Origin of the sequence: Umezawaea endophytica (assembly GCF_025061645.1) — a bacterium.
Taxonomy (GTDB): Bacteria; Actinomycetota; Actinomycetes; order Mycobacteriales; family Pseudonocardiaceae; genus Umezawaea; species Umezawaea endophytica.
This window is the reverse complement of the sequence record NZ_JANYMP010000010.1, coordinates 230345-251061: the sequence shown is the minus strand read 5'-3', so window position 1 is coordinate 251061 and position 20717 is coordinate 230345. Positions and strand designations below refer to the sequence as shown.

Annotated in this window: 19 protein-coding genes; 10 read left to right on the top strand and 9 right to left on the bottom strand. The window is 70.5% G+C overall.

Annotated features, from left to right (window positions below):
* Nucleotide 1: 1 nt before the first annotated feature.
* Nucleotides 2-346, bottom strand: a complete 345-nt coding sequence (locus NZH93_RS22125) for a hypothetical protein (RefSeq protein ID WP_259625063.1) — start codon at nucleotides 344-346, stop codon at nucleotides 2-4.
* Nucleotides 347-485: 139 nt separating this feature from the next.
* Between NZH93_RS22125 and NZH93_RS22120 the strand changes: the two genes are divergently transcribed.
* The 4 genes from NZH93_RS22120 to NZH93_RS22105 all read left to right on the top strand — a co-directional run bounded on the left by NZH93_RS22120 (nucleotide 486) and on the right by NZH93_RS22105 (nucleotide 4683).
* Complete coding sequence (locus NZH93_RS22120) at nucleotides 486-929, top strand: helix-turn-helix transcriptional regulator (RefSeq protein ID WP_259625062.1); 444 nt, start codon at nucleotides 486-488, stop codon at nucleotides 927-929.
* 10 nt (nucleotides 930-939) lie between these two features.
* The gene (locus tag NZH93_RS22115; RefSeq protein ID WP_259625061.1) at nucleotides 940-1350 is read left to right on the top strand and encodes a VOC family protein; all 411 of its coding nucleotides are present in this window, start codon (nucleotides 940-942) and stop codon (nucleotides 1348-1350) included.
* Nucleotides 1351-1445: 95 nt separating this feature from the next.
* Nucleotides 1446-3839 carry an ATP-binding cassette domain-containing protein gene (locus NZH93_RS22110; RefSeq protein WP_259625060.1) on the top strand — a complete coding sequence of 798 codons (2394 nt, stop codon included), beginning with the start codon at nucleotides 1446-1448 and terminating at the stop codon, nucleotides 3837-3839.
* A gap of 61 nt (nucleotides 3840-3900) precedes the next feature.
* Complete coding sequence (locus tag NZH93_RS22105; RefSeq protein ID WP_259625059.1) at nucleotides 3901-4683, top strand: helix-turn-helix domain-containing protein; 783 nt, start codon at nucleotides 3901-3903, stop codon at nucleotides 4681-4683.
* A 20-nt stretch (nucleotides 4684-4703) separates the two neighbouring features.
* Here the strand turns inward: NZH93_RS22105 and NZH93_RS22100 are convergent, their stop codons facing one another.
* Both NZH93_RS22100 and NZH93_RS22095 read right to left on the bottom strand, forming a co-directional pair.
* Nucleotides 4704-5324, bottom strand: coding sequence for an SRPBCC family protein (locus NZH93_RS22100; protein WP_259625058.1), 621 nt, complete (start codon nucleotides 5322-5324; stop codon nucleotides 4704-4706).
* Between the two features lie 94 nt (nucleotides 5325-5418).
* Nucleotides 5419-5934: a MarR family winged helix-turn-helix transcriptional regulator gene (locus NZH93_RS22095; RefSeq protein WP_259625057.1), complete on the bottom strand. Its 516-nt coding sequence runs from the start codon at nucleotides 5932-5934 to the stop codon at nucleotides 5419-5421.
* 106 nt (nucleotides 5935-6040) lie between these two features.
* Between NZH93_RS22095 and NZH93_RS22090 the strand changes: the two genes are divergently transcribed.
* Nucleotides 6041-6166, top strand: coding sequence for a hypothetical protein (locus NZH93_RS22090; RefSeq protein WP_259625056.1), 126 nt, complete (start codon nucleotides 6041-6043; stop codon nucleotides 6164-6166).
* Nucleotides 6167-6198: 32 nt separating this feature from the next.
* Nucleotides 6199-7269: an alkene reductase gene (locus tag NZH93_RS22085; RefSeq protein WP_259625055.1), complete on the top strand. Its 1071-nt coding sequence runs from the start codon at nucleotides 6199-6201 to the stop codon at nucleotides 7267-7269.
* Between the two features lie 145 nt (nucleotides 7270-7414).
* On the opposite strand, the gene NZH93_RS22080 is transcribed toward NZH93_RS22085, so the two are convergent.
* Complete coding sequence (locus tag NZH93_RS22080; protein WP_259625054.1) at nucleotides 7415-7828, bottom strand: Imm1 family immunity protein; 414 nt, start codon at nucleotides 7826-7828, stop codon at nucleotides 7415-7417.
* A gap of 20 nt (nucleotides 7829-7848) precedes the next feature.
* Entirely contained in the window at nucleotides 7849-8703 is an 855-nt protein-coding gene (locus tag NZH93_RS22075; RefSeq protein ID WP_259625053.1) for an alpha/beta fold hydrolase, read from the bottom strand.
* Nucleotides 8704-8844: 141 nt separating this feature from the next.
* Here NZH93_RS22075 and NZH93_RS22070 point away from each other — a divergent pair, with 141 nt between their 5' ends.
* Nucleotides 8845-9465, top strand: a complete 621-nt coding sequence (locus NZH93_RS22070) for a DUF998 domain-containing protein (RefSeq protein ID WP_259625052.1) — start codon at nucleotides 8845-8847, stop codon at nucleotides 9463-9465.
* On the opposite strand, the gene NZH93_RS22065 is transcribed toward NZH93_RS22070, so the two are convergent.
* Nucleotides 9462-9947, bottom strand: coding sequence for an XdhC family protein (locus NZH93_RS22065; protein ID WP_259625051.1), 486 nt, complete (start codon nucleotides 9945-9947; stop codon nucleotides 9462-9464). The two genes, NZH93_RS22070 and NZH93_RS22065, sit on opposite strands and share 4 nt — an antisense overlap.
* A gap of 214 nt (nucleotides 9948-10161) precedes the next feature.
* On the opposite strand from NZH93_RS22065, the gene NZH93_RS22060 reads away from it, so the two are divergent.
* Both NZH93_RS22060 and NZH93_RS22055 read left to right on the top strand, forming a co-directional pair.
* Entirely contained in the window at nucleotides 10162-11358 is a 1197-nt protein-coding gene (locus NZH93_RS22060; protein WP_259625050.1) for a beta-1,3-glucanase family protein, read from the top strand.
* A 410-nt stretch (nucleotides 11359-11768) separates the two neighbouring features.
* On the top strand, nucleotides 11769-14342 hold the full coding sequence (locus NZH93_RS22055; RefSeq protein ID WP_259625049.1) for a chitobiase/beta-hexosaminidase C-terminal domain-containing protein: 2574 nt from the start codon (nucleotides 11769-11771) through the stop codon (nucleotides 14340-14342).
* 77 nt (nucleotides 14343-14419) lie between these two features.
* Here the strand turns inward: NZH93_RS22055 and NZH93_RS22050 are convergent, their stop codons facing one another.
* On the bottom strand, nucleotides 14420-15256 hold the full coding sequence (locus NZH93_RS22050; protein ID WP_259625048.1) for an endo alpha-1,4 polygalactosaminidase: 837 nt from the start codon (nucleotides 15254-15256) through the stop codon (nucleotides 14420-14422).
* Between the two features lie 133 nt (nucleotides 15257-15389).
* Here NZH93_RS22050 and NZH93_RS22045 point away from each other — a divergent pair, with 133 nt between their 5' ends.
* Nucleotides 15390-15773 (top strand): VOC family protein, encoded by a 384-nt coding sequence (locus tag NZH93_RS22045; protein WP_259625047.1) that lies wholly within the window; start codon nucleotides 15390-15392, stop codon nucleotides 15771-15773.
* A 72-nt stretch (nucleotides 15774-15845) separates the two neighbouring features.
* Here the strand turns inward: NZH93_RS22045 and NZH93_RS22040 are convergent, their stop codons facing one another.
* A complete protein-coding gene (locus tag NZH93_RS22040; RefSeq protein ID WP_259625046.1) occupies nucleotides 15846-17663 on the bottom strand; it encodes a glycoside hydrolase family 76 protein in 1818 nt (605 codons plus the stop codon).
* Complete coding sequence (locus NZH93_RS22035) at nucleotides 17660-20449, bottom strand: RICIN domain-containing protein (protein WP_259625045.1); 2790 nt, start codon at nucleotides 20447-20449, stop codon at nucleotides 17660-17662. The genes NZH93_RS22040 and NZH93_RS22035 overlap by 4 nt, the downstream gene beginning before the upstream one ends.
* Between the last annotated feature and the right edge of the window lie 268 nt (nucleotides 20450-20717).

The following is a 20717-nucleotide window of genomic DNA, read 5'->3' as shown; positions in this document are numbered from 1 at the left end:
ATCATTGTCGCCTCCGCCGCGACAGCAGCGGCAGCCACAGGCTGGACGGAGCCGCCCTGGCCACCGTCGGCGCTCCCGGCTCACCGGGCTTCGGCAGTTCCAGCAGCGCCAGCGCCGTGTCGGCCGCGCCGCCCTCGTAGCTCCACACCACGGTGCCGCTGAACGGCCGGTGGTCGCTCAGCTCGCGCGCGGCGACGGCCTCGTCCTCACCCCACACGTGGATCCTGTCGTAGTACCCGTACCAGCCGTACGAGCCGACGACGACCTCGATCTCCCCCTGCTCGTCCGGCACCGCCTGGAAGTAGAAGCCGCGGTCCACCAGCGCCGCCAACGATTCCATGCTCACGCGTTCATGACATCCCGATCCCAGTGGTCACACAATCACCAAATGTCACCTCATCGGGCGATCTACCAGCGCGGGAGCCGAGCGGACCGGCGTGGCGTCGCGAGCCGGGACGCGCCCGTCGGTGTGGCACGATCGGGAGGTGACCAGCCGATCCGCCGAGTCCCAGCGCCTGAGCGACCTCGCGCGGCTGCGCCGCGTCCGCGACCGGATCGACCGGGAGCACGCCCAGCCGCTGGACGTCGAGGCGCTCGCGCGCGGGGTGAACATGTCGGCGGGCCACCTCAGCCGGGAGTTCCGCCGCGCCTACGGCGAGTCGCCGTACTCCTACCTGATGACGCGGCGCATCGAGCGCGCGATGGCGATGCTGCGGCGGGGCGACCTGAGCGTCACCGAGGTCTGCTTCGCGGTCGGCTGCCAGTCGCTGGGGACCTTCAGCACCCGCTTCACCGAACTGGTCGGCGTGCCGCCCAGCACCTACCGCGCGCAGACGGCACCGGCGGCGCCGGAGATGCCGTCGTGCGTGACGAAGCAGGTGACCAGACCGGTCAGGAATCGAGAAGCGAGGTCTCCGAGCCGCACCTAGTGTGACCGGCATGGACATCATGATTCATTCGAGCTTCCTCCCCCACGACGACCCCGACGCGGCGCTGGCCTTCTACCGCGACACCCTCGGTTTCGAGGTCCGCAACGACGTCGGCTACAACGGGATGCGCTGGATCACGGTCGGTCCCGTCGACCAGCCCGGCACGTCCATCGTCCTGCACCCGCCCGCCGTCGACCCCGGCATCACCGAGGACGAGCGCCGCACCGTCGTCGAGATGATGGCGAAGGGCACCTACGGCGGGATCAACCTGGCCACCAAGGACCTCGACGGCACGTTCGCCCGGTTGCAGGCGAGCGGCGCGGACGTCGTCCAGGAGCCGACCGAGCAGCCGTACGGCGTTCGCGACTCCGCTTTCCGCGACCCCGCGGGCAACCTGGTCCGCATCCAGGAACTGCGCTGACCGCCCGACCCCGGCCCGGCGGCACCGGGCCGGGCTGACGGCCACCGAGCACACCGGCACGAGCGAGGCGACCCCGCCCGACGGATGGAGACACGATGAGCACGGCCAAGAAGACGGGAACGCAGTCGCCTGCGCCGCACGAAGCCGACACGCACGACCTGATCCGCGTGCACGGCGCGCGGGTGAACAACCTCAAGGACGTCAGCGTCGAGATCCCGAAGCGCAGGCTCACGGTGTTCACCGGCGTCTCCGGCTCCGGCAAGAGCTCGCTGGTGTTCGGCACGATCGCCGCCGAGTCGCAGCGGATGATCAACGAGACCTACAGCGCGTTCGTGCAGGGCTTCATGCCGACGCTGGCGCGACCAGAGGTCGACGTGCTCGAAGGGCTGACGACCGCGATCATCGTCGACCAGCAGCGGATGGGCGCCGACCCCCGGTCCACCGTGGGCACGGCCACCGACGCCAACGCGATGCTGCGCATCCTGTTCAGCAGGCTCGGCAAGCCGCACATCGGCTCACCGCAGGCGTTCTCGTTCAACGTCGCCTCGATCAGCGGGGCGGGCGCCGTCGTGATGGAGCGGGCCGGGCGGACCGTGAAGGAGCGCCGCGACTTCAGCATCACCGGCGGCATGTGCCCGCGCTGCGAGGGCCGCGGCAAGGTGTCCGACATCGACCTCACGCAGCTCTACGACGACTCCAAGTCGATCGCCGAGGGCGCGTTCACCATCCCCGGCTGGAAGTCCGATAGCTGGTGGACGGTGCGGACCTACGCCGAGTCCGGGTTCCTCGACCCGGACAAGCCGATCCGCAGGTTCACCAAGAAGGAGATGAACGACTTCCTCTACAAGGAGCCGACGAAGGTGAAGGTCGAGGGCGTCAACCTCACCTTCGAGGGGCTCATCCCCAAGATCCAGAAGTCGTTCCTGTCCAAGGACAGGGAGTCGATGCAGCCGCACATCCGGGCGTTCGTGGACCGGGCGGTCACGTTCACCACGTGCCCCGAGTGCGACGGCACCCGGCTGAGCGAGGCCGCGCGGTCGTCCAAGATCCGGAAGGTCACCATCGCCGACGCGTGCGCGATGCAGATCAGCGACCTGGCCGAGTGGGTGCGGGGGCTCGACGAGCCCTCGGTGGCGCCGCTGCTCGCGAAACTGGCGCACACCCTCGACTCGTTCGTCGAGATCGGACTGGGCTACCTCTCCCTGGACCGGCCCGCGGGCACGCTGTCGGGCGGCGAGTCGCAGCGGGTGAAGATGATCCGCCACCTCGGCTCCTCGCTCACCGACACGACCTACGTCTTCGACGAGCCCACGATCGGCCTGCACCCCCACGACATCCAGCGGATGAACACCCTGCTGCTGCGGCTGCGGGACAAGGGCAACACGGTGCTCGTCGTGGAGCACAAGCCGGAGACGATCGTGATCGCCGACCACGTCGTGGACCTCGGTCCCGGCGCGGGCACCGCGGGCGGCACCGTCTGCTTCGAGGGCTCCGTCGAGGAGCTGCGGACCAGCGGCACCACCACCGGCGACCACTTCGACGACCGCGCGTCCCTCAAGGAGGAGGTGCGCGAGCCCACCGGGGCGCTGGAGATCCGCGGCGCGTCCGCGCACAACCTGCGGGACGTGGACGTCGACATCCCGCTCGGGGTGCTCGTCGTCATCACGGGTGTCGCGGGTTCCGGCAAGAGCTCCCTGGTGCACGGGTCGATCCCCGCTGGCCAGGACGTGGTGTCGATCGACCAGGGCTCGATCCGCGGGTCGCGGCGGAGCAACCCGGCGACGTACACCGGCCTGCTCGAACCGATCCGCAAGGCCTTCGCGAAGGCCAACGGCGTGAAGCCCGCGCTGTTCAGCGCGAACTCGGAGGGCGCCTGTCCCGCGTGCAACGGCGCGGGGGTCGTCTACACCGACCTGGCGATGATGGCGGGGGTCGCCACCACGTGCGAGGAGTGCGAGGGGCGGCGGTTCGACTCGTCGGTGCTGGAGTACCGCTTCGGCGGCCGCGACATCAGCGAGGTGCTCGCGATGTCGGTGACCGAGGCGGAGGAGTTCTTCGGCTCCGGTGAGGCCCGCACGCCCGCCGCGCACGCCGTCCTCACGCGACTCGCCGACGTCGGGCTCGGCTACCTCAGCCTCGGCCAGCCGCTCACCACGCTGTCCGGCGGCGAGCGGCAGCGGCTCAAGCTGGCCACGCACATGGCCGAGAAGGGCGGGATCTACGTCCTGGACGAGCCGACCGCGGGCCTGCACCTGGCCGACGTGGAGCACCTGCTCGGGCTGCTGGACCGGCTCGTCGAGTCCGGCAAGTCGGTGATCGTCGTCGAGCACCACCAGGCGGTGATGGCGCACGCCGACTGGATCATCGACCTCGGTCCGGGGGCGGGCCACGACGGCGGCCGGGTCGTCTTCGAGGGCACGCCCGCCGATCTCGTCGCCGCGCACACCACCCTGACGGGCAAGCACCTGTCGGCCTACGTCGGCGGCTGACGCCGGTTCTTGTCGGTGCTCGCCGCTACTGTCCACCCGAGCTGCACGAGAGGGGGGCGGTATGTCCGAACAGGAGCCGAGGCGGGAGTCCACGACGCGGAGTCGCAGGCTGGGCAGCGAACTCAGGGACAAGCGGATGGCGGCCGGGTGGCGCAGCGGCCTGCTCGCCGCGGCGCTCGGGTGGAGCCTCGGCAAGGTGTCGAAGCTGGAGAGCGGTGTGCGCGGCGCGTCGGACACGGACGTGGCGGCGTACCTGGCGCTGTGCAGGGTCCGGGGCGCCGAGTTCGCCAGGCTGGTGGAGTTGAGCCGCGAGTCCGGGAAGGACACGTGGGTCCGGCCGTTCGGGGACGACGGGCGGACCGCGACGGCGGAGCACGACCGGTCGACGGCGGTCACGCACTACGCGTGCATGGTCGTCCCCGGTCCACTCCGGACACCGGGGTACGCGCGGGCGCTCGGAGCGGTGGCGCCGCCCCGGCGTGGGAGAGCCGTGTTCTACCTGGAGGAGCAGGTGCTGCTCAGGCCCGTCGGCGGGCGCGCGGTGATGCACGACCAGTTGATGCACCTGCTGCTGGCGCCCGCCGAGGTGCGGGTGGTGCCGACCGGGGCGGGCGCGCACGCCGGTGTGCCGGGCTCGTTCGCGCTGCTCGACGCCACCGACGGGCGGGCGGTGGTGCACCTGGAGAGCATGGTGGCCGACGTGTTCCTGGAGAACCCCGAGCACGTGGCGAGGTACCGGGCCGCGGTGGAGGGGGTCGCGGCGGTGGCGCTCGACGTCGTGCGGTCGCGCGAGGTCATCGGCGAGCTGGCCGACCTGCACGGTGGGGCGCCCGCCGGGGCGTGAGCGCAGGCGGGCGCCCGCTGTCAGGGCTCGGTGGGGGCGAACTGGGCCAGTGACACCTCGGTGGCCGCGGTGATCTCGTCCGCCGTCGCGGTGCCGGACTCCCGCACGACGGTCGCCCAGGCGTGGACCGACTGGCGGGAGAACTCCTGGACCTCCGGGGAGTTCGCGGACTCCGCCGGGTCCTCGGTGGTCCGGTCGTCGAGGAACAGGGCGAGGGCCAGGAAGGCGCTGTCCCAGCCGGGGCCGACGTAGAGGGCGCCCGCGCCGCTGCCCGCCACCTCGACGGGCACGGTGTGGTCGAGTTCCAGCGTGGTGGTGTCGTCGCCGGTGGCGGTGAGGCGCAGTTCCACGACGCTGGTCGGGCCGCCGAAGGTGACCTTCAGCAGGGTCGGCGGGTCGCAGGTGAGGATGTCGCCGCCCGCGTTGCCCTCCAACTGGAACGAGCCGCCCACCCGCAGGTCGCCGCTGATCGGGAGGAACCAGCGCTTGAGGCGGTCGGGGTCGGTCAGCGCGTCCCAGACGTCGTCGACGTGGGCGTCGTAGTCGCGCCGCAGCAGGACGCTGACGACCTCGCCGCTGGTGCTGGTCTGCCTGCCCACCTCGCGGTGGACGGCCTTCAGGTGGTCGGCGATGTCGATCATCGGTGGTCCCTCTCCCGTCGTGCGGTGCCGTGTGCGCGGCCCAGTCTGACAGATGGGACTTATATAAGTAAGAGCTGATTCAATGGAAGGTGGGCTACGCCTGGTCGGCGGCGGCGATGTCCCGGACGACGTTGCAGGGGGCCGTCGGGTCGAGCGAGTCGAGCCTGAGCGCCGAGCGCTGCATGAGGCAGCGCAGGGTCTGCCGGTCGGCCTCGTCCAGGTCCTGGAGCACGAAGTCCTGGGCGCGCATGATCAGCTCGCGCAGCCGCTCCAGGCGTTCGACGCCCTTGTCCGTGGCGACGACCTGGCGGCTGCGCCGGTCGGCCGGGTCGGGGCGGCGGGTGAGCAGACCCTCGCGCTCCAGGTCGTCCAGCAGGTACGTCATGACCGTGCGGTCGCAGCCGATCTCCTGCGCGATCACGCTCTGGCTCACCGGCGGCTGCCTGGTGGCCGCCTCCAGCACCTGGTGACCGCGCGGGCCGCCGGGCAACGTGCCCGTGGCCTCGTTGCCTGCCTTGAGGTACGCGCGGAAGACGACCCCGAGCGCCCAGCCGAAGTCGCGGCGCAGCGCGTCCCCCTCCACCAGTTCGTGACACCGCTCGATCGCCATAACCGCAGCTTACACCGCATTTAGTCGCTCGGGCATATTTTCGACTTGACAGATGTTCTGCTGGACAGACTATGTTGGGGACAACGTACTTGAGGGGGGGCGGGACATGTCGGAGCGAGCAGGACCGGACGCCGCCGTCGGGCTCACCGCGCTGCCGCCGCGCTTCGCCCACGAGGAGCGCGAACTCGTGGTGCCCCTCTCACGACTCGGATACTTCCCCGGCCGGCTCTGACGGCCGAGGTGACACAACAGGAGCAGAAGACCATGAGCAGGCTGTTCGAAGAGACCACCGTCGGTGCCGTCAAGACCGCGAACCGGATCGCGATGGCGCCCATGACGCGGAGCCGCGCGACCCGCGAGGGCCACGCGACGGACCTGATGGCGCAGTACTACGGCCAGCGCTCCACCGCCGCGCTGATCGTCACCGAGGGCATCCAGCCGAGCCTGTCCGGCCAGGGCTACACGAACACGCCGGGCCTGCACACCGAGGAGCAGGTCGAGAGCTGGAAGCCGGTCGTCAAGGCCGCGCAGGCCAACGGCGCGGCGTTCTTCGCCCAGATCATGCACTCCGGCCGCATCGGCCACCCGGAGATCGCCGGGTTCCACCCGGTCGCGCCGTCCGCCGTGCGCCCGGAGGGCCAGGTGTTCACCTACACCGGCCCGCAGGACTACGTGACGCCCCGCGCGCTCACGCACGACGAGATCGTGGACATCATCCAGGACCACGTGGCAGCGGCCCGCAACGCCGTCGCCGCCGGGTTCGACGGCGTGGAGATCCACGGCGCCAACGGCTACCTGGCGCAGCAGTTCCTGTCGGTCAGCGTGAACCAGCGCACCGACGAGTGGGGCGGCTCGGTGCAGGGCCGCATCAAGTACGCGGTCGAGGTCGTCCGCGCGGTGGCCGACGCCATCGGGCCGGAGCGGACCGCGCTGCGCATCTCCCCCGCGAACCTGATCCAGGGCATCGAGGAGGGCGACTCCCGCGAGCTGTACCTCGCGCTGCTGGAGGCGCTGCGCGACCTGCCGCTGGCCTACCTGCACATCATGGAGGTCGCGGGCAACCGCGAGCTGACCAGGGAACTGCGCGCCGCGTGGCCGCACACGCTGGTGCTCAACCCCCACCGCGACGCCAACCCCCTGGCCCCGCACGAGGCGGCCCACGACGCGCTGGAGGACGTCGGCGCCGACCTCGTCGCCTTCGGCTCGTCGTACCTGGCGAACCCGGACCTGCCCGCCCGGCTGGCGACGCAGGGCCCGTACGAGAACCCGGACCCCTCGACCTTCTTCGGTGGCGACCACACCGGCTACCTGGACTACCCGACGCTGAAGGGCTGACGTCGGCGAGCACATGTCTGAGCCCCCTCGACCGCGGTGGTCGAGGGGGCTCAGACGTGCTCCGGGGTGGATCGTCCCACCTGGAGTGAGGGAGTAGGTCCGGACGGTGCACGACGGTGGGCACCGTCCGGAGAGGACGGGTGGGTCAGTCGGCCGGGGAGACCGTGACCTGCCACTGGACGCACGTCGGGCGGGCGCCGTCCGTGCGCAGGAAGTCGTGCGCGGCCTGACGGACGTTGGCCGCGGGGACTTCCGCGTTGGACGGCATCGGGTGCGGCTCCCCGCGGTGGTCGTAGGTGAGGTCACGACCGTTCGCCGGGGTGCCGTTCGTGCTGATCACGGCCCCGGACTTGTCGGTGTGCCCGACTACGCCGCGGTTGTGGTTCAGTCCGACGTGCAGGATCGCCCACGACCCCCGCTCTCTCCGGGAGATCTGGAGCAGCGGGGGTGCTTGGGCTGCCGCGTGTTCGCGGGTCATCCGGTCGAGCAACACGTCCAGGTCGTCAGCGCCACGAAGGCTGATCAACTCGTCGCCGTACCAGGCGTTCAGGGCCACCATGGCAGAACCCTAACCGGCCATCACCGAACGCGGGACTCCGAGTTCACGAATTTCGCAACGCAGGCGATAATTTCGTCGGGTCGTTCCAGCGGGAGCATGTGCCCGGCGTCCGGCACGACCAGCGCTTCCCCGCCCACGACCCCGGCCAGGTCTCGCGCGTTCGACTCGGGGCACAGCCTGTCCTCGTCGCCGACGATCGCGACGACGGGCTTCTCCCCCGCCACCGTGAGCGCCGCCTCGCGGTCGTAGCGGTCGACCGCAGGCCGGAACAGGGCGACGGTCGCGGGCCAGTGCGCCCAGACCACCTCGGCGGTCAGCTCGACGTCCTCGGCGCGCGGCTGGTCGCCGAACAGCCACCACCGCAGGCCCGCCGTCTTAGTCGGCTCGATCTTCTCGCGGACGGCCCGCACGATCGGGCCGAAGGCCCGTTCCAGCTCGCGCACCAGCTTGCCGACGGCCTTCGGCCACGCCAGCGCCGTCTCCGCCAGGCCGGTGGTCGCCGTCGAGACGAACACGACACCCGCGACGCGCTGCCGGTAGAGCCGAGGACGCCGTTCGGCCATCGCCAGCACGGCCATGCCGCCCATCGAGTGCCCCACGAGGACGACCTGACCGGTGGGGACTGCGCGTTCCAGCAGCTCACCGAGGTCGTCGGCCAGCCGTTCGATGGTGGCGGTCTCCTTCGTGGCCGGGTCGGACCTGCCGTGCCCCCGGTGGTCGTACGCGACGACCTGGCAGATCGGGCTCAGCCCGTCGACCACGCGCCACCACGTGCGGTGGTCGAGGGCGTAGCCGTGCACCAGCACCACGGTCACCGGGGCGTCCGGATCACCGGAGCGCACCACGTTCAGCTCGGTGCCGTCCTCGAGCAGCATTCCCAGCCCCTCTCGCGTCGGGTCTGCCCTGTCCAACGACGCCAGGGCGGGAACGTTATGCGCGGAACACCCCGATGGCGGCTTGCACGCGGTCCGTACCGTGCCGATCTACTCGGTAGCGACCCTTCAGCGGAGGCGGCCATGAGCCAGCAGGACTCGCTCGTCCACTCGTACCTGTTCCTGCGACGGGCGATCGGCCTGGTCGGCGTCGGCCTGCCGGTGGTGCTGGTGTTCGGGGTGCTGGTGACCGACGGCGTGTTCCTGGACTCGATCAGCGGCTACTACCACAGCCCGATGCGGGACGTCTTCATCGGCGCCATGTGCGCGGTCGGGGCGTTCCTGCTGTCCTACCGGGGTTACGACCTGCTCGACAACCTCACGGCGACGGCCGCGGGGATCGCGGCTGTCGGGGTGGCGCTGTTCCCCACGACCCCGCCCGACACCCACACGCCCGTGGAGGGTGTCGTCGGGGTGGTGCACCTGGTGTTCGCGGCGGTGTTCTTCCTGGCGCTCGCGTACTTCTGCCTGGTCCTGTTCACGAAGTCGGACCAGACTCGGCCGACGACGCGCAAGGTCCAGCGCAACCGCGTGTACGTGGTGTGCGGGTGGGTGATCCTCGCGTGCCTCGCGCTGATCGTGGTGGTGAACCTGCTCCCCCACACCGAACTGCACCTGGCGCTGTGGCTGGAGTCGGCGGCGATCCTGGCGTTCGGCTTCGCCTGGCTGACCAAGGGCGAGGCGATCCTCGGGGACGTGAGCTAGAAGTCGAAGCCCCCCGGTCGGCCGGTGCGCTCGGCGATCAGGCCCGCGAGCGTGGCGATGGCGATCTCCGGCGGCGTCCGGGAGCCGATGTTCAGCCCGACGGGCCGGTGCACGCGCGCGACGTCGGCTTCGGCGACGCCGATCGCGGCCAGCGCTTCGACGTGCGGGCCGGGGTGGCGCGGGTTGCCCAGGACGCCGATCCAACGCGACCGGCCAGCGAGCGCGTCGCGCAGGACCTCGCCGAGTTCGGGCCGGTGGTGGTCGGTCACCACGACGTCCGTGCGGTCGTCGAGGTCGGGGAAGGCGTCGGCGCCGTCGCGCTCCGGGTCGGGGTCGACGAGCAGCACGCGGTAGCCGAGGTCGGCGCCGTAGGCGAGCAGGTAGCGGGCGACGGGTGAGGCGAACACGGCCACGAGCGTCCGTTCGGTGGACTCCGCCGGGGCGTCGCCGTGCGCGACCGCGCAGGCCTCTGAGGTGGTCATGCACCACAGTCTCGCCGCACCAATCCCGCACGTCCAGAACCGGCCCCACGCCCGCGATCTGCGCGGATAAACACTTTTCGGTCCACAGGTTTCAGACCACAGGACCAGGCGGTCGCTCTTGACCTTCGTCGTCCGACGCTCCAACCATGGGACGTGCTCCTCAGGAGAGCGCTCTCACGATGAATACCCGGTTCGCCGGGGATTGGAGTGGCCTGTGCGCACCCGGAATTTGCTCCACCTGCTCACCGCGCTGGTGGTGAGCGTTCCCGTGGTACTCGGCGCAGCCGCGACGGCCCAGGCGGCGCAGCCGCCGACCCTGCTGCCGTTGAGCGTCGCGAACAACTCGGGGCGTTCCGAAGAAGTGTTCCTGTACGTGCTGGGCACCGACTTGGCCAGCGGAAAGCTCGGCTACGTCAATGAGGCGGGCGCGTTCACCGCGTGGAGCGGTGGCGCGAACCCACCGGCGCCCGCCCCGGACGTGTCGATCGCCGGACCGGCCAACGGCTCGGCGAGGACGATCCAGCTCCCCCGCGGGATCTCCGGCCGCATGTACATGTCGTTCGGCCAGAAGCTGACCTTCCTGCTCGCGCAGGACGGCGGCCTGGTGCAGCCCGCTCCGTGGGCCGCGGGCGACCCGAACCGCGACGTGCTGTTCGACTGGAGCGAGTTCACCTACAACGACGCGGGCCTGTGGCTCAACAGCTCGCAGGTCGACCAGTTCGCCGTGCCGCACTCGGTGTCGGTTACCGGTGAGCGCGGCACGAGCACCAGGGGCGAGCTGAAGCCCGGTGGGCGCGACGCGATCCTCGACGCGCTGGAGAACGAGCCGGGCGACTGGGGCAAGCTGGTCCACACCCGCGCCGACGGCACGAGGCTGCGGGCGCTCGCGCCGCGGCTGGCGATCGAGGGCGACGGCGGGTTCGACGCCGGCTACCTCGACGGCTACCTGACCGACACCTGGAACACCTACCGGAACACCGACCTGACGGTCGTCCCGTTCGAGTTCCAGCCCAACCTCAAGTACACCGGCCGCACCGACGGCAACGGCGTCCTCCAGTTCAAGGACTCCACCGGCAAGCAGGTCGCGTCGTTCCCGCAGCCCTCGACGAAGGACGTGTTCGGCTGCGACGGCAAGCTCGCCGCGCCGAACGACGACGTGGTCGGCCCGCTCGCCCGCACCCTGTGCGCGGCGCTGCACCGCTCCACGCTGGGTTTCCTGCACACCCAGCCGACCTACAAGGGCGAGGAGTTCTACACCAGGCCCGTCACCGACCACTACTCGAAGGTGATCCACGCCAACATGGTCGACGGCAAGGCCTACGGGTTCGCCTTCGACGACGTCGGCAACTTCGAGTCGCTCGTGTTCGACGGCGTGCCGAGCTCGGTCACGATCGACCTGACGTCCTTCTGAATCCCTGCCGAATGATCCCTGCACCCGGTGGGGCGCGTTTCTCGAACGCGCCCCACCGGGTTTTTCGGCACCGGGTGTCGAACATCACGGAATTCTCATTGTCGCCATTCACCGAAATTGGTCCGGAAGCGGGCCGGGAACGCGGCTGTCCGGCGTAGCGCTCGCCTTCCCCGCCCTGTCGAACGGCCTGCCGGGAAGCACGTCCGCGCAGTTCAGCGCAAGCGTCGACCGGCTCGACCCGATCACGTCGACGGCACAAGGTGGCCTGGTGCCCCTCTATTTCCCAATGTCGGGGTTGTTTCTTCCACGTAACCCTTCCGCGTCCGCCTGAATCGGTTTACTGTCCCGAGTGTGAGAGCGCTCTCACCCACTTGACTCACCGGTATTCCCTGCTTGGAGGTGGCACCCACGTGATTCGGAGCCCTCAAAGAACCGGCCGGCGCCGTCCGCGCTGGCGTGCGGCCCTCGTCGCCTTCGCACTGGCCGCGTCCACGACCCTCTCGGGGGCCGCGGTCGCCGTCGCGGCGGACGACTACACGCAGTCGGCCACGGCGCTCAACGCGACCCAGGCGCAGATCTCCTTCACCCCGACCACCGCGGCCGTCTACGTCGACGTCCACTACGTGGTCTCCGGGCAGGGCCAGCAGAACTTCCGCATGGACCTCAGCGGCGGCACCTGGCGCAAGACCGTCAGCGGCCTGGCCACCGGCAACGCGATCGACTACTGGTTCACCTACGAGAAGAACGGCCCGCAGTACGACACGCCGCACTTCTCCTACACCCACAACGGCGGCAGCACGACGGTCGCCACGCCGACCTTCTCCCCCGGCGCGGGCACCTACCCGTCGGCGCAGTCGGTGACGATCACCACCGCCACCTCCGGCGCGACGATCCGCTACACCACCGACGGGTCCACGCCCACCGCGTCCTCGACGCTCTACGGCGGCCCGATCACCGTCTCGTCGAACGCCACCCTGAAGGCGATCGGCCTCAAGTCCGGGTCGACCACCTCCGCGGTCGCCACGGCGGCCTACGTCATCGGCACGCCGGTGGCCACGCCCACGTTCAGCCCGGCGGGCGGCCAGTACGCCTCCGCGCAGACCGTGACGATCTCCACATCCACCTCGGGCGCCCAGATCCGCTACACCACCGACGGGTCCACGCCCACCGCGTCCTCGACGCTGTACAGCGGCCCGATCAGCGTCCCGTCCACGCGCACGGTCAACGCCATCGGCGTCAAGTCCGGCCTCGCGAACTCCGCGGTGGCCAGCGCGACCTACACGATCGGCACCTCCGCGGGCTGCCCGACGCAGCCCGACGTGCCGAACTTCGGCCCGAACACCCGCATCTTCGACCCCGGCATGTCGGCCACGTCCATCCAGGCGCAGCTCGACGCGGACTTCAACGCGCAGAAGGACACCATCGCCCACCAGATGGGCAGCGGCCGGATCGCGCACCTGTTCAAGCCCGGCGCCTACAGCGTCCACGACGACGTCGGCTACTACACCTCGGTCGCGGGCCTCGGCCAGAACCCCGGTGACGTGGTCATCAACGGCGCCATCACCGTCGACGCGTTCAACGAGTCCGACAAGGGCGTGGCGCTCCAGAACTTCTGGCGCTCCGCCGAGAACATGGCCGTGAACCCGATCGGCGGCTCCAACCGCTGGGCCGTCGCGCAGGCCGCGCCGTTCCGCCGCATGGACATCCGCGGCAACCTCCAGCTCTACCCGGCCAGCTACGGCTTCGCCAGCGGCGGCTACATCGCCGACACCAAGGTGTCCGGCCAGACCGCGTCCATCTCCCAGCAGCAGTGGTACACCCGCGACAGCAACCTCGGTAGCTGGGCGGGCGGCGTGTGGAACATGGTCTTCTCCGGCACCCCCGGCGCCCCGCCGACCACGTTCCCCAACCCGCCGGAGACCACCCTCGCCACCACCCCGGTCTCCCGCGACGTGCCCTACCTCTACCTCGACAGCGCGGGCAAGTACCGCGTGTTCACGCCGTCGCTGCGCACCAACGCCTCCGGCGCGAGCTGGGCGAACGGCTCCACCCCCGGCACGTCGATCCCGATGAGCCAGTTCTACGTCGTCAAGGCGGGCGACACCGCGTCGTCCATCAACTCCGCGCTCTCCGCGGGCTGCAACCTGTTCTTCACCCCCGGCGTCTACCACCTCAACCAGACGCTCAACGTGACGAAGGCGAACACCGTCGTCCTCGGCATCGGCTACCCGACGCTGATCCCGGACAACGGCGTCAACGCCATGCAGGTCGCCGACGTCGACGGCGTCAGGATCAAGGGCATCCTGTTCGACGCGGGCACGACCAACTCGCAGGCCCTGCTCACCGTCGGCCCGTCCGGCTCCTCCGCGAGCCACGCGAGCAACCCGACGACCCTCCAGGACGTGTTCTTCCGCATCGGCGGCTCGATCGCGGGCCACGCGACGACCAGCCTGGTCGTCAACAGCCACAACACGATCATCGACCACATCTGGGCCTGGCGCGCCGACCACGGCAACGCGGGCACGTGGGGGTGGACGCAGGCCACCGGCGACACCGGCCTGATCGTCAACGGCAACAACGTCCTGGCGACCGGCCTGTTCGTGGAGCACTACCAGAAGACCCAGGTCATCTGGAACGGCCAGGGCGGCAAGACGATCTTCTTCCAGAACGAGATGCCCTACGACGTGCCCAACCAGGCGAGCTGGAACCGACCCAGCGGCCGCAACGGGTACGCGGCCTACAAGGTCGCCGACAACGTCACCTCCCACGAGGCGTGGGGCCTGGGCAGCTACAACTTCTTCAACGTCAACCCCTCGGTGAGCGCCTACAACGCCTTCGAGACGCCCAACAACGCCAACGTGCGCTTCCACAGCCTGTGCACGGTGTCGCTGAACTACCAGGGCACGATCACCCACGTCATCAACGACACCGGCGGGGTGACGCCTCCGGGCACCGTGCCGGTCAACGTGGTGAGCTACCCGTGACCTGACGGCTCGACGGCAGGACCGACCGCGCCGGTCGGGTTGGCCCCCACGGGCCCGCCCGGCCGGCGCCCTGCGTTTCAGCAGCGCTGGTAGGAGTACCCGCGTTCACCGGGTTTCACCAGGTCGCGGTCGCGGATGATGGTCGCGCGCGGCCGGTTCGGGTCATCGCACACCCCGCGCGCCGGGAGGTTGTCGGTGTACTCCACGGCGAGGACCCGCTGCCCGTACACGGCGGTGTACTCGGCGCACTCGGCGTAGGCCACGCACTCCTCGGCCACCGCGAAGTCGAACCCCACGTCGGCCTTGCCGCGCTCCGCCAACCCCGCCGCGTTCTTCTGCCCCACCAACAACCCCTTGTCGTGGGCCGACTCCGCGAGCTGCGTCGCCAGCGCCAGGTTGTTCTCGACCGTGAGCGCACCGCGCGACCGGGTGTCCGAGTCCAGGTTGTCGATCTCCACGGCGTCGAACCCGGCCGTGGCGCACGCCGTGATCGTGGCACCCACGATCGTCGCGAGCCGAGCCCGCTTCTCCACGGTCGACGTGTCGAGCAGCATCTCGCCCGGCCAGTTCGGGTCGACGACCGGCTGACCGCCGTTCCCGCGCAGCACCAGGTCACCCCGCTCGCCCAACCACAGCTCGCGGTCGGCGGGCTGGGTCTGGAAGCCGTTGACGTAGCACACGTTGTACATCCCGGCCTCGGGTCGCGCGGTGCTGTCGCGCACCACCATCGTCACCCCCGCGGGCGGCGGGTAGGCCCCGCCGAGCTGGTAGTCCGACGGCGCGCCCACCGGGAACATCCGCGCCGCGGGCGACTCCGGCACCGACACCTCCCCCACCTCGGCGGGTTGCGGCCGCACCGAGCAGGACGCGACCGCCAGCGCGGCGGCCACCACACCCAACGACTGCCTGACCACGTCTCTCCCCGGACATCTCGGCGAACGGACTGCCGAGACCTTACTGATCACCGCCCGCGGACGAGGGCTTTTCCCCCCACCTCTCCCCCAGTACCGCCGGTGCCGGGCCGGTCCGCGACGTAGCCTCTCCGCCATGGCCACGCTCTGGACGCTCGGCTGCGACGCCGCCGATCCGCACCGTCTCGCCGCCTTCTGGGCGTACGCCCTCGGGTACGTGGACGAACCCGGTTACGACGCCCCCGACGGCGCGTCGATCGTCGATCCGGACGGCTCCGGCCCGGCGATCGGGTTCCTCCGGGTGCCGGAGCCGAAGTCGGCCAAGAACCGGATGCACGTCGACATCCGCGTCGGGGGCGAGCCGCCGTGGGACATGGCCGTGCGGGAGCGGGCGATCCGCGAGAAGGTCGCCGACCTGGTCCTCGCCGGGGCGACGGTCGTGGGCGAGGAGTCCTACGACGGGTACCTCGGCCACGTCGTGATGAACGATCCCGAGGGCAACGAGTTCTGCGTCGCCTGACCCTCCTCGGCGGGTGTTCGGGAGGGCCAGGCGACGCAGAATTTCGGCCTACACTGAAACTATTGAGCTTCTCTAACCGATCAAAGCCTCCAAGCCGCTGGCCTGGGTGCGCCAGTCGACCTGGTTCGAGGCGCCGCCCGCCCACCTCTGCCCCACCCGGTTGAGCGCGTCGCGGTCGGCCGCCCAGATCGAATCGGACTGCGCCTGCCCGAACCGCTGGTAGGCGGCCGACCCCGTGACCTGCGCGAGGTCGGCCAGGTAGCGGGCGAACACGCCCTTGAACTGCTTCTGGTTGTCGTCGCACGTCCGCGTGCCGGTGTCGCACGACTCCGTGAGCACTCCCCCGACGACGAGCACCGGGCTGGTGGTGCCCGCGTCGGCCAGCCGCTGGGCGCCGGTGAGGTAGCGGGCGTCACCGGTCGCGCGCCACGCCTCCAGCAGTCCGCCGATGCCGAGGCCCTGGTTGTACGTCCACACGGTCTGCCCGTTGTTGCGGCAGTCGGTGGTCAGGCCGTCGTTGACCAGGCCCGCGGAGTTGATCATCCCGCTGGCGAGGTACCAGTCCGCCGCCGTCCGGGACCGCTGGCCCCACAGCGCGTCCCCCGCCGTCCGGTTGTGCACGGCCGCCGCGAGCCGCAGGTACAGGCCGATGGTGACCGCGTTCTTGTACGTGCGCTCGCGGTCCCACCACACGCCGCCACCGCACGTCCCGGTGTCCCAGTACTGGTGCACGTACGCGGCGATCGTGGTCGCCATCGACAGGTAGCGGGCGTCGCGGGTCAGGTCGTACGCGGCGATCCAGGTGAGCCCCCACCAGGCCGTGTCGTCGATCGACCGGCTGATGAAGTTGCCCTCGACCGGGTCCGAGCTGCGCTGACCGGCGGCGAACGTGCCGCGGTTGACGTCGAACGTGCGCGCGATCATCCAGTCGTACTGGTGGTTGCCGGTGCGCGCGGCGAAGGTGGTCAGCGCGGTGAGCGTCGCCGCCGAGTTCCACCAGCTACTCGGCCACCACGCCGTGTTCGGGTTGTAGGAGTACGCGAGCGCGTCCGCCGCCGCGGCAGTGCGGGTCGGCGCGGGACGCGCCCACGCCGTGCAGCTCCCCTGCGCGTGCGCGGCTTCCCGCCCGCACGCCCGCACCGCGCCGCCGTAGTGCCTGCCGCGCGGGTCGCGGGTGGCGAACATCGTCGTCCGGGTGCCCGCGCCCGCTGTGACACTGGTGCGGCCGAGCGACGAGCCGCCCGGCCAGGTCGCGCCCGAGTCCCACGACCGGTCGAGCCAGACCTCGTCACCCGGCCCGCCCGCCTCGATCGTGCCCCACGCCATGGCGTTCCGATCGACGTGCAGCCTGATCACCCGGCCGAACAGCGTGGTCGACGGCACGGGCTGCGCGTCGCCGTTGGCCTGGCCCGCGTCGGTGCGGTCGCAGGTCACGTCGCACACCGTCGGGTAGATCCAGTCCGTGCACACCACGCCCGCGCCGTCACCGCAGGCCCGCAGCAGGCCGCGCTGGTGCGCCACCGGGTCGGTCACGTTGTACATGAGCGTCCTGGTGCCGGTCCACGAGCCGGGGATGGTCGCCCGGCCGAGCAGGCCCTCCCAGGTGGCGCCGCCGTCCCAGGACCGGTCCAGCCAGACCCCGTCCCCGGCGACGCCGTTGTCGATGGATGCCCAGCCCATCCCGTCCACGTCGGAGACGTGCAGGACGACCCGGCGGCCGTTGACCTGCCGTTCCGGCACCGGGAAGATCTCCTGCCGCGCCCGCGACGGGTCCAGGGTGTCGCAGGACAGCACGCACACCACGGCCGCCGCGGTCGGCACGGTCTCGGTGCTGGGCGGGGCGACGGGTGCGAGGGTGAGCAGCAGCGAGGTGACGACGACCCTGATCACGACAGCCTCCACAGGTGGTCGGCGGTGCCGCTGTCGTCGAACTGCACGACCTGCGCGGAGTTGTCGTAGGACATGCCGTCGACGCCGAGGACCTTGCCGCTGTTGGCGTTCTGCACCCGCCAGAGGTCGTCGGTGTCCGGCCGCAGCCGCCACAGGTGGTCGGCGGTGCCGGTGTCCGAGAACTGCACGACCCGTGCCGAGTTCGCCGTCGACATGCCGTCGACGCCCAGCACCTTCCCCGAGTTCTCGTTGCGGATACGGAAGTACCCGTTGGCGTCGGGCAGGAACCGCCAGTTGTGGTCGGCGGTCCCGTTGTCGTCGAACTGCACCACCCGCGCCGAGTCCGCCGTCGACATCAGGTCGACGCCCAGCACCTTGGTGGAGTTGAGGTTGCGGATCCGCACGACGCCGTCCGGGATGATCCGCCACAGGTGGTCGGCCGTCCCGTTGTCGTCGAACTGCACCACCCGCGCCGAGTCCGCCGTCGACATCACGTCGACCCCCAGCACCTTGCCGGAGTTCACGTTCCGCAGCCGGAACCACCCGTCGCCGTTGTCGACCAGCGTCCACCGGTGGTCCGCCGTGCCGTTGTCGTCGAACTGCACGACCTGCGCCGAGTTCGCCGTGGACATGCCGTCCACCCCGAGCACCTTGCCCGTGCGCTCGTTGCGCACCTTGACCTTCCCGTTGCCCAGGTCCACCAGCCGCCACAGCCGGTCGGCGTTCCCGTCGTCCGCGAACTGCACGATCCGCGCGTCCGAAGTGGACAGCACCTTGCCGCTGTTCTTGTTCTGCACCCGGCACAACACGCCCGGCGTGCCCCACGTCTTCGCGCCACCGGTCTGCGGGAACGCCGTGATCCTCAGCCGGGCGGCACCCATCGGCACCAGTTCGACGGTCCGCTCGGCACCGGTGGTCGCCACCGGCCCGTCGGACAGCGTCGCGACGACGTTCTCGCCGTCGACCTCCCAGTCCGGGATGTCGCGCACCCGCGCGCTGATCCGGACCGGGGTGGAGGCGAGGGTGAACGGGTCGGTCACCGAACCGCCGGTGGACACCGAGAACTGCTGGTTGGGCGTCAGACCGACGTTCCACGCCGAGCCCGACTTGACCTCGTACTCCGGCCAGTCGGCGCTGCCCGCGAACCGGTTCCACCGCTCGTCGAAGCGCAGCGAGAACGTCAGCGCCCCGAGGTCGACCGACACCGCGTTGTGGTTGCGCGACCACACCCGCGTGCGGGGCGCCATCGGCAGCCGCAGCACGACCTTGTCGCCGTTGGCCCACGTCCGGTTGACCGTCACGAACCGCGGCCCGCCCTGCGCCGCCACCGCGGCCCCGTTGACCGTCAGCGACGGGTTCGGGCACCACCCCGGAATCCGCACGGCGAACGGGAACGCCACCGCCCTTGGCGTGCTTACGGTGAACGTGATGGTGTCGGTGAACGGGTAGCTCGTGTCCGACACGACCGTCACGACCGTGCCGTCCCCCACCTTCGCGCTGACCCGCGACGGCCCGTGCAGCGCCGCGGCGAGCCCGCCGTCCGGCGTCGCGAGCCACATCTCCTCGACGTAGTACGGCCACCCCTGCCCGTAGTTGTGCGGGCAGCAGCGGTAGTTGTCGACGCCCGGCAGGAACGCCTGCATCGCGAAGTCGTTGTCGAACTGCCGACGCCCCTTCGCACCGTTGTCGAGCTGCACCACGTTCGCGCTGGTCACGTAGTGGATGGCCTTGCCCTGCGCGTCCAGGGACGCGGGCAGCATGTTGAACGCCAGTTCCTCGGTGCGGTCGCCCCACACCGGGTCGCCGGTCGTCCGCAGCAGCAGTTCGTGGCTGGCCATGAACTCCACGACCCCGCACGTCTCGAACCCCTGCCGGGGATCGCCGTAGCCGGGCCGCGAGTTCTCGTCACCGGCGAACCCGCCGCCGGGGAACTGCCCGTACTGGGCCATGATCGAGTCGTAGGTCCGGTAGGAGGACGACCGGTGCAGGTCGTCACCGGAGAGCTGCCAGAACTGCGCGGGCTCCCGGAACCCCTGCGCGAAGTTCACGTTGTGCAGGCTCGCGACCCGGTCGACCCAGTTGGCCGAGTGCTGGTGGATCCGCCGGGTCAGGTCCAGCAGCGACGTGTCGCCGGTCCGGTTGAACAGCCAGTAGACGACGTCGATCGTGTCACCCCACCGGGTGGCACCCCACCCGTCGGAGAACACCCCGTCGGGTTGAGCCGCCATGAACCGGAAGTACCGGGTCAGCATCCCGTCGATCCGCGTGTCACCGCGGTACTCGGCCCACGAGCGGAGCGCGTGCAGCATCGGCATGTGCGGCCACAGGTCGGCGTGCCCGTTCAGCACGGTACGCAGCCTCGACGGACCGAAGAAGCCGTCGGACGCCTGGGTCGCGATGACCGCGTTGATCCACCGCTCGGTGTCGGCCAGCACCCGCGCGTTGCCGGTCACGTAACCGAGATCGCCGAAGCCGCGCAGCCAGTAGGGCACCTCCTCCCAGCCGTCGAGGTCCGACCTCGTCCAACCCGTTTCGCCGAAGCGGAGGAAGTGCGAGAACTCCTGGTACCGCCCGGCAAGGCCGGTGACCTGGCGGTCGAGCTGGGTGGCGAGCCAACCCGCCGGGCGCACCGCGCCAGGGGGCAGGCGGAGGTAGGAGGACGGGCGCAGGGGGGCGCGGTTGACGGGGTAGTGGGCGGTGGCGGCCTGGGCGGTGCGAGGAACCACCAGCGCCCCGCCCGCGGTCAGGAGACCGCCTCGGAGGAACGTTCGGCGTGGAATCGACATGGCTGTGCTCCCGGTGCAGGGTGGGTGCGGCCTGGGGTGTCGAGACGAGAGGGACTGGTCGGATCGTAGCGTTTTTACAACGTTGTGCCAACGATGTAAATATCCGGGTTCGCGCAGGTGGAGGGCGGATTCAGAGCTGTGGCAGGGCTGCGACGCAGAGCGGGGTGGGGCGAGACCGCGACACAGAGCGGGAGAGGGATGCGACGCAGGGCAGCGCGGGGCGGGGCCGAGTCGTGCTGGGTCGAGCCGGAGCGGTTGGGTTCGTTGC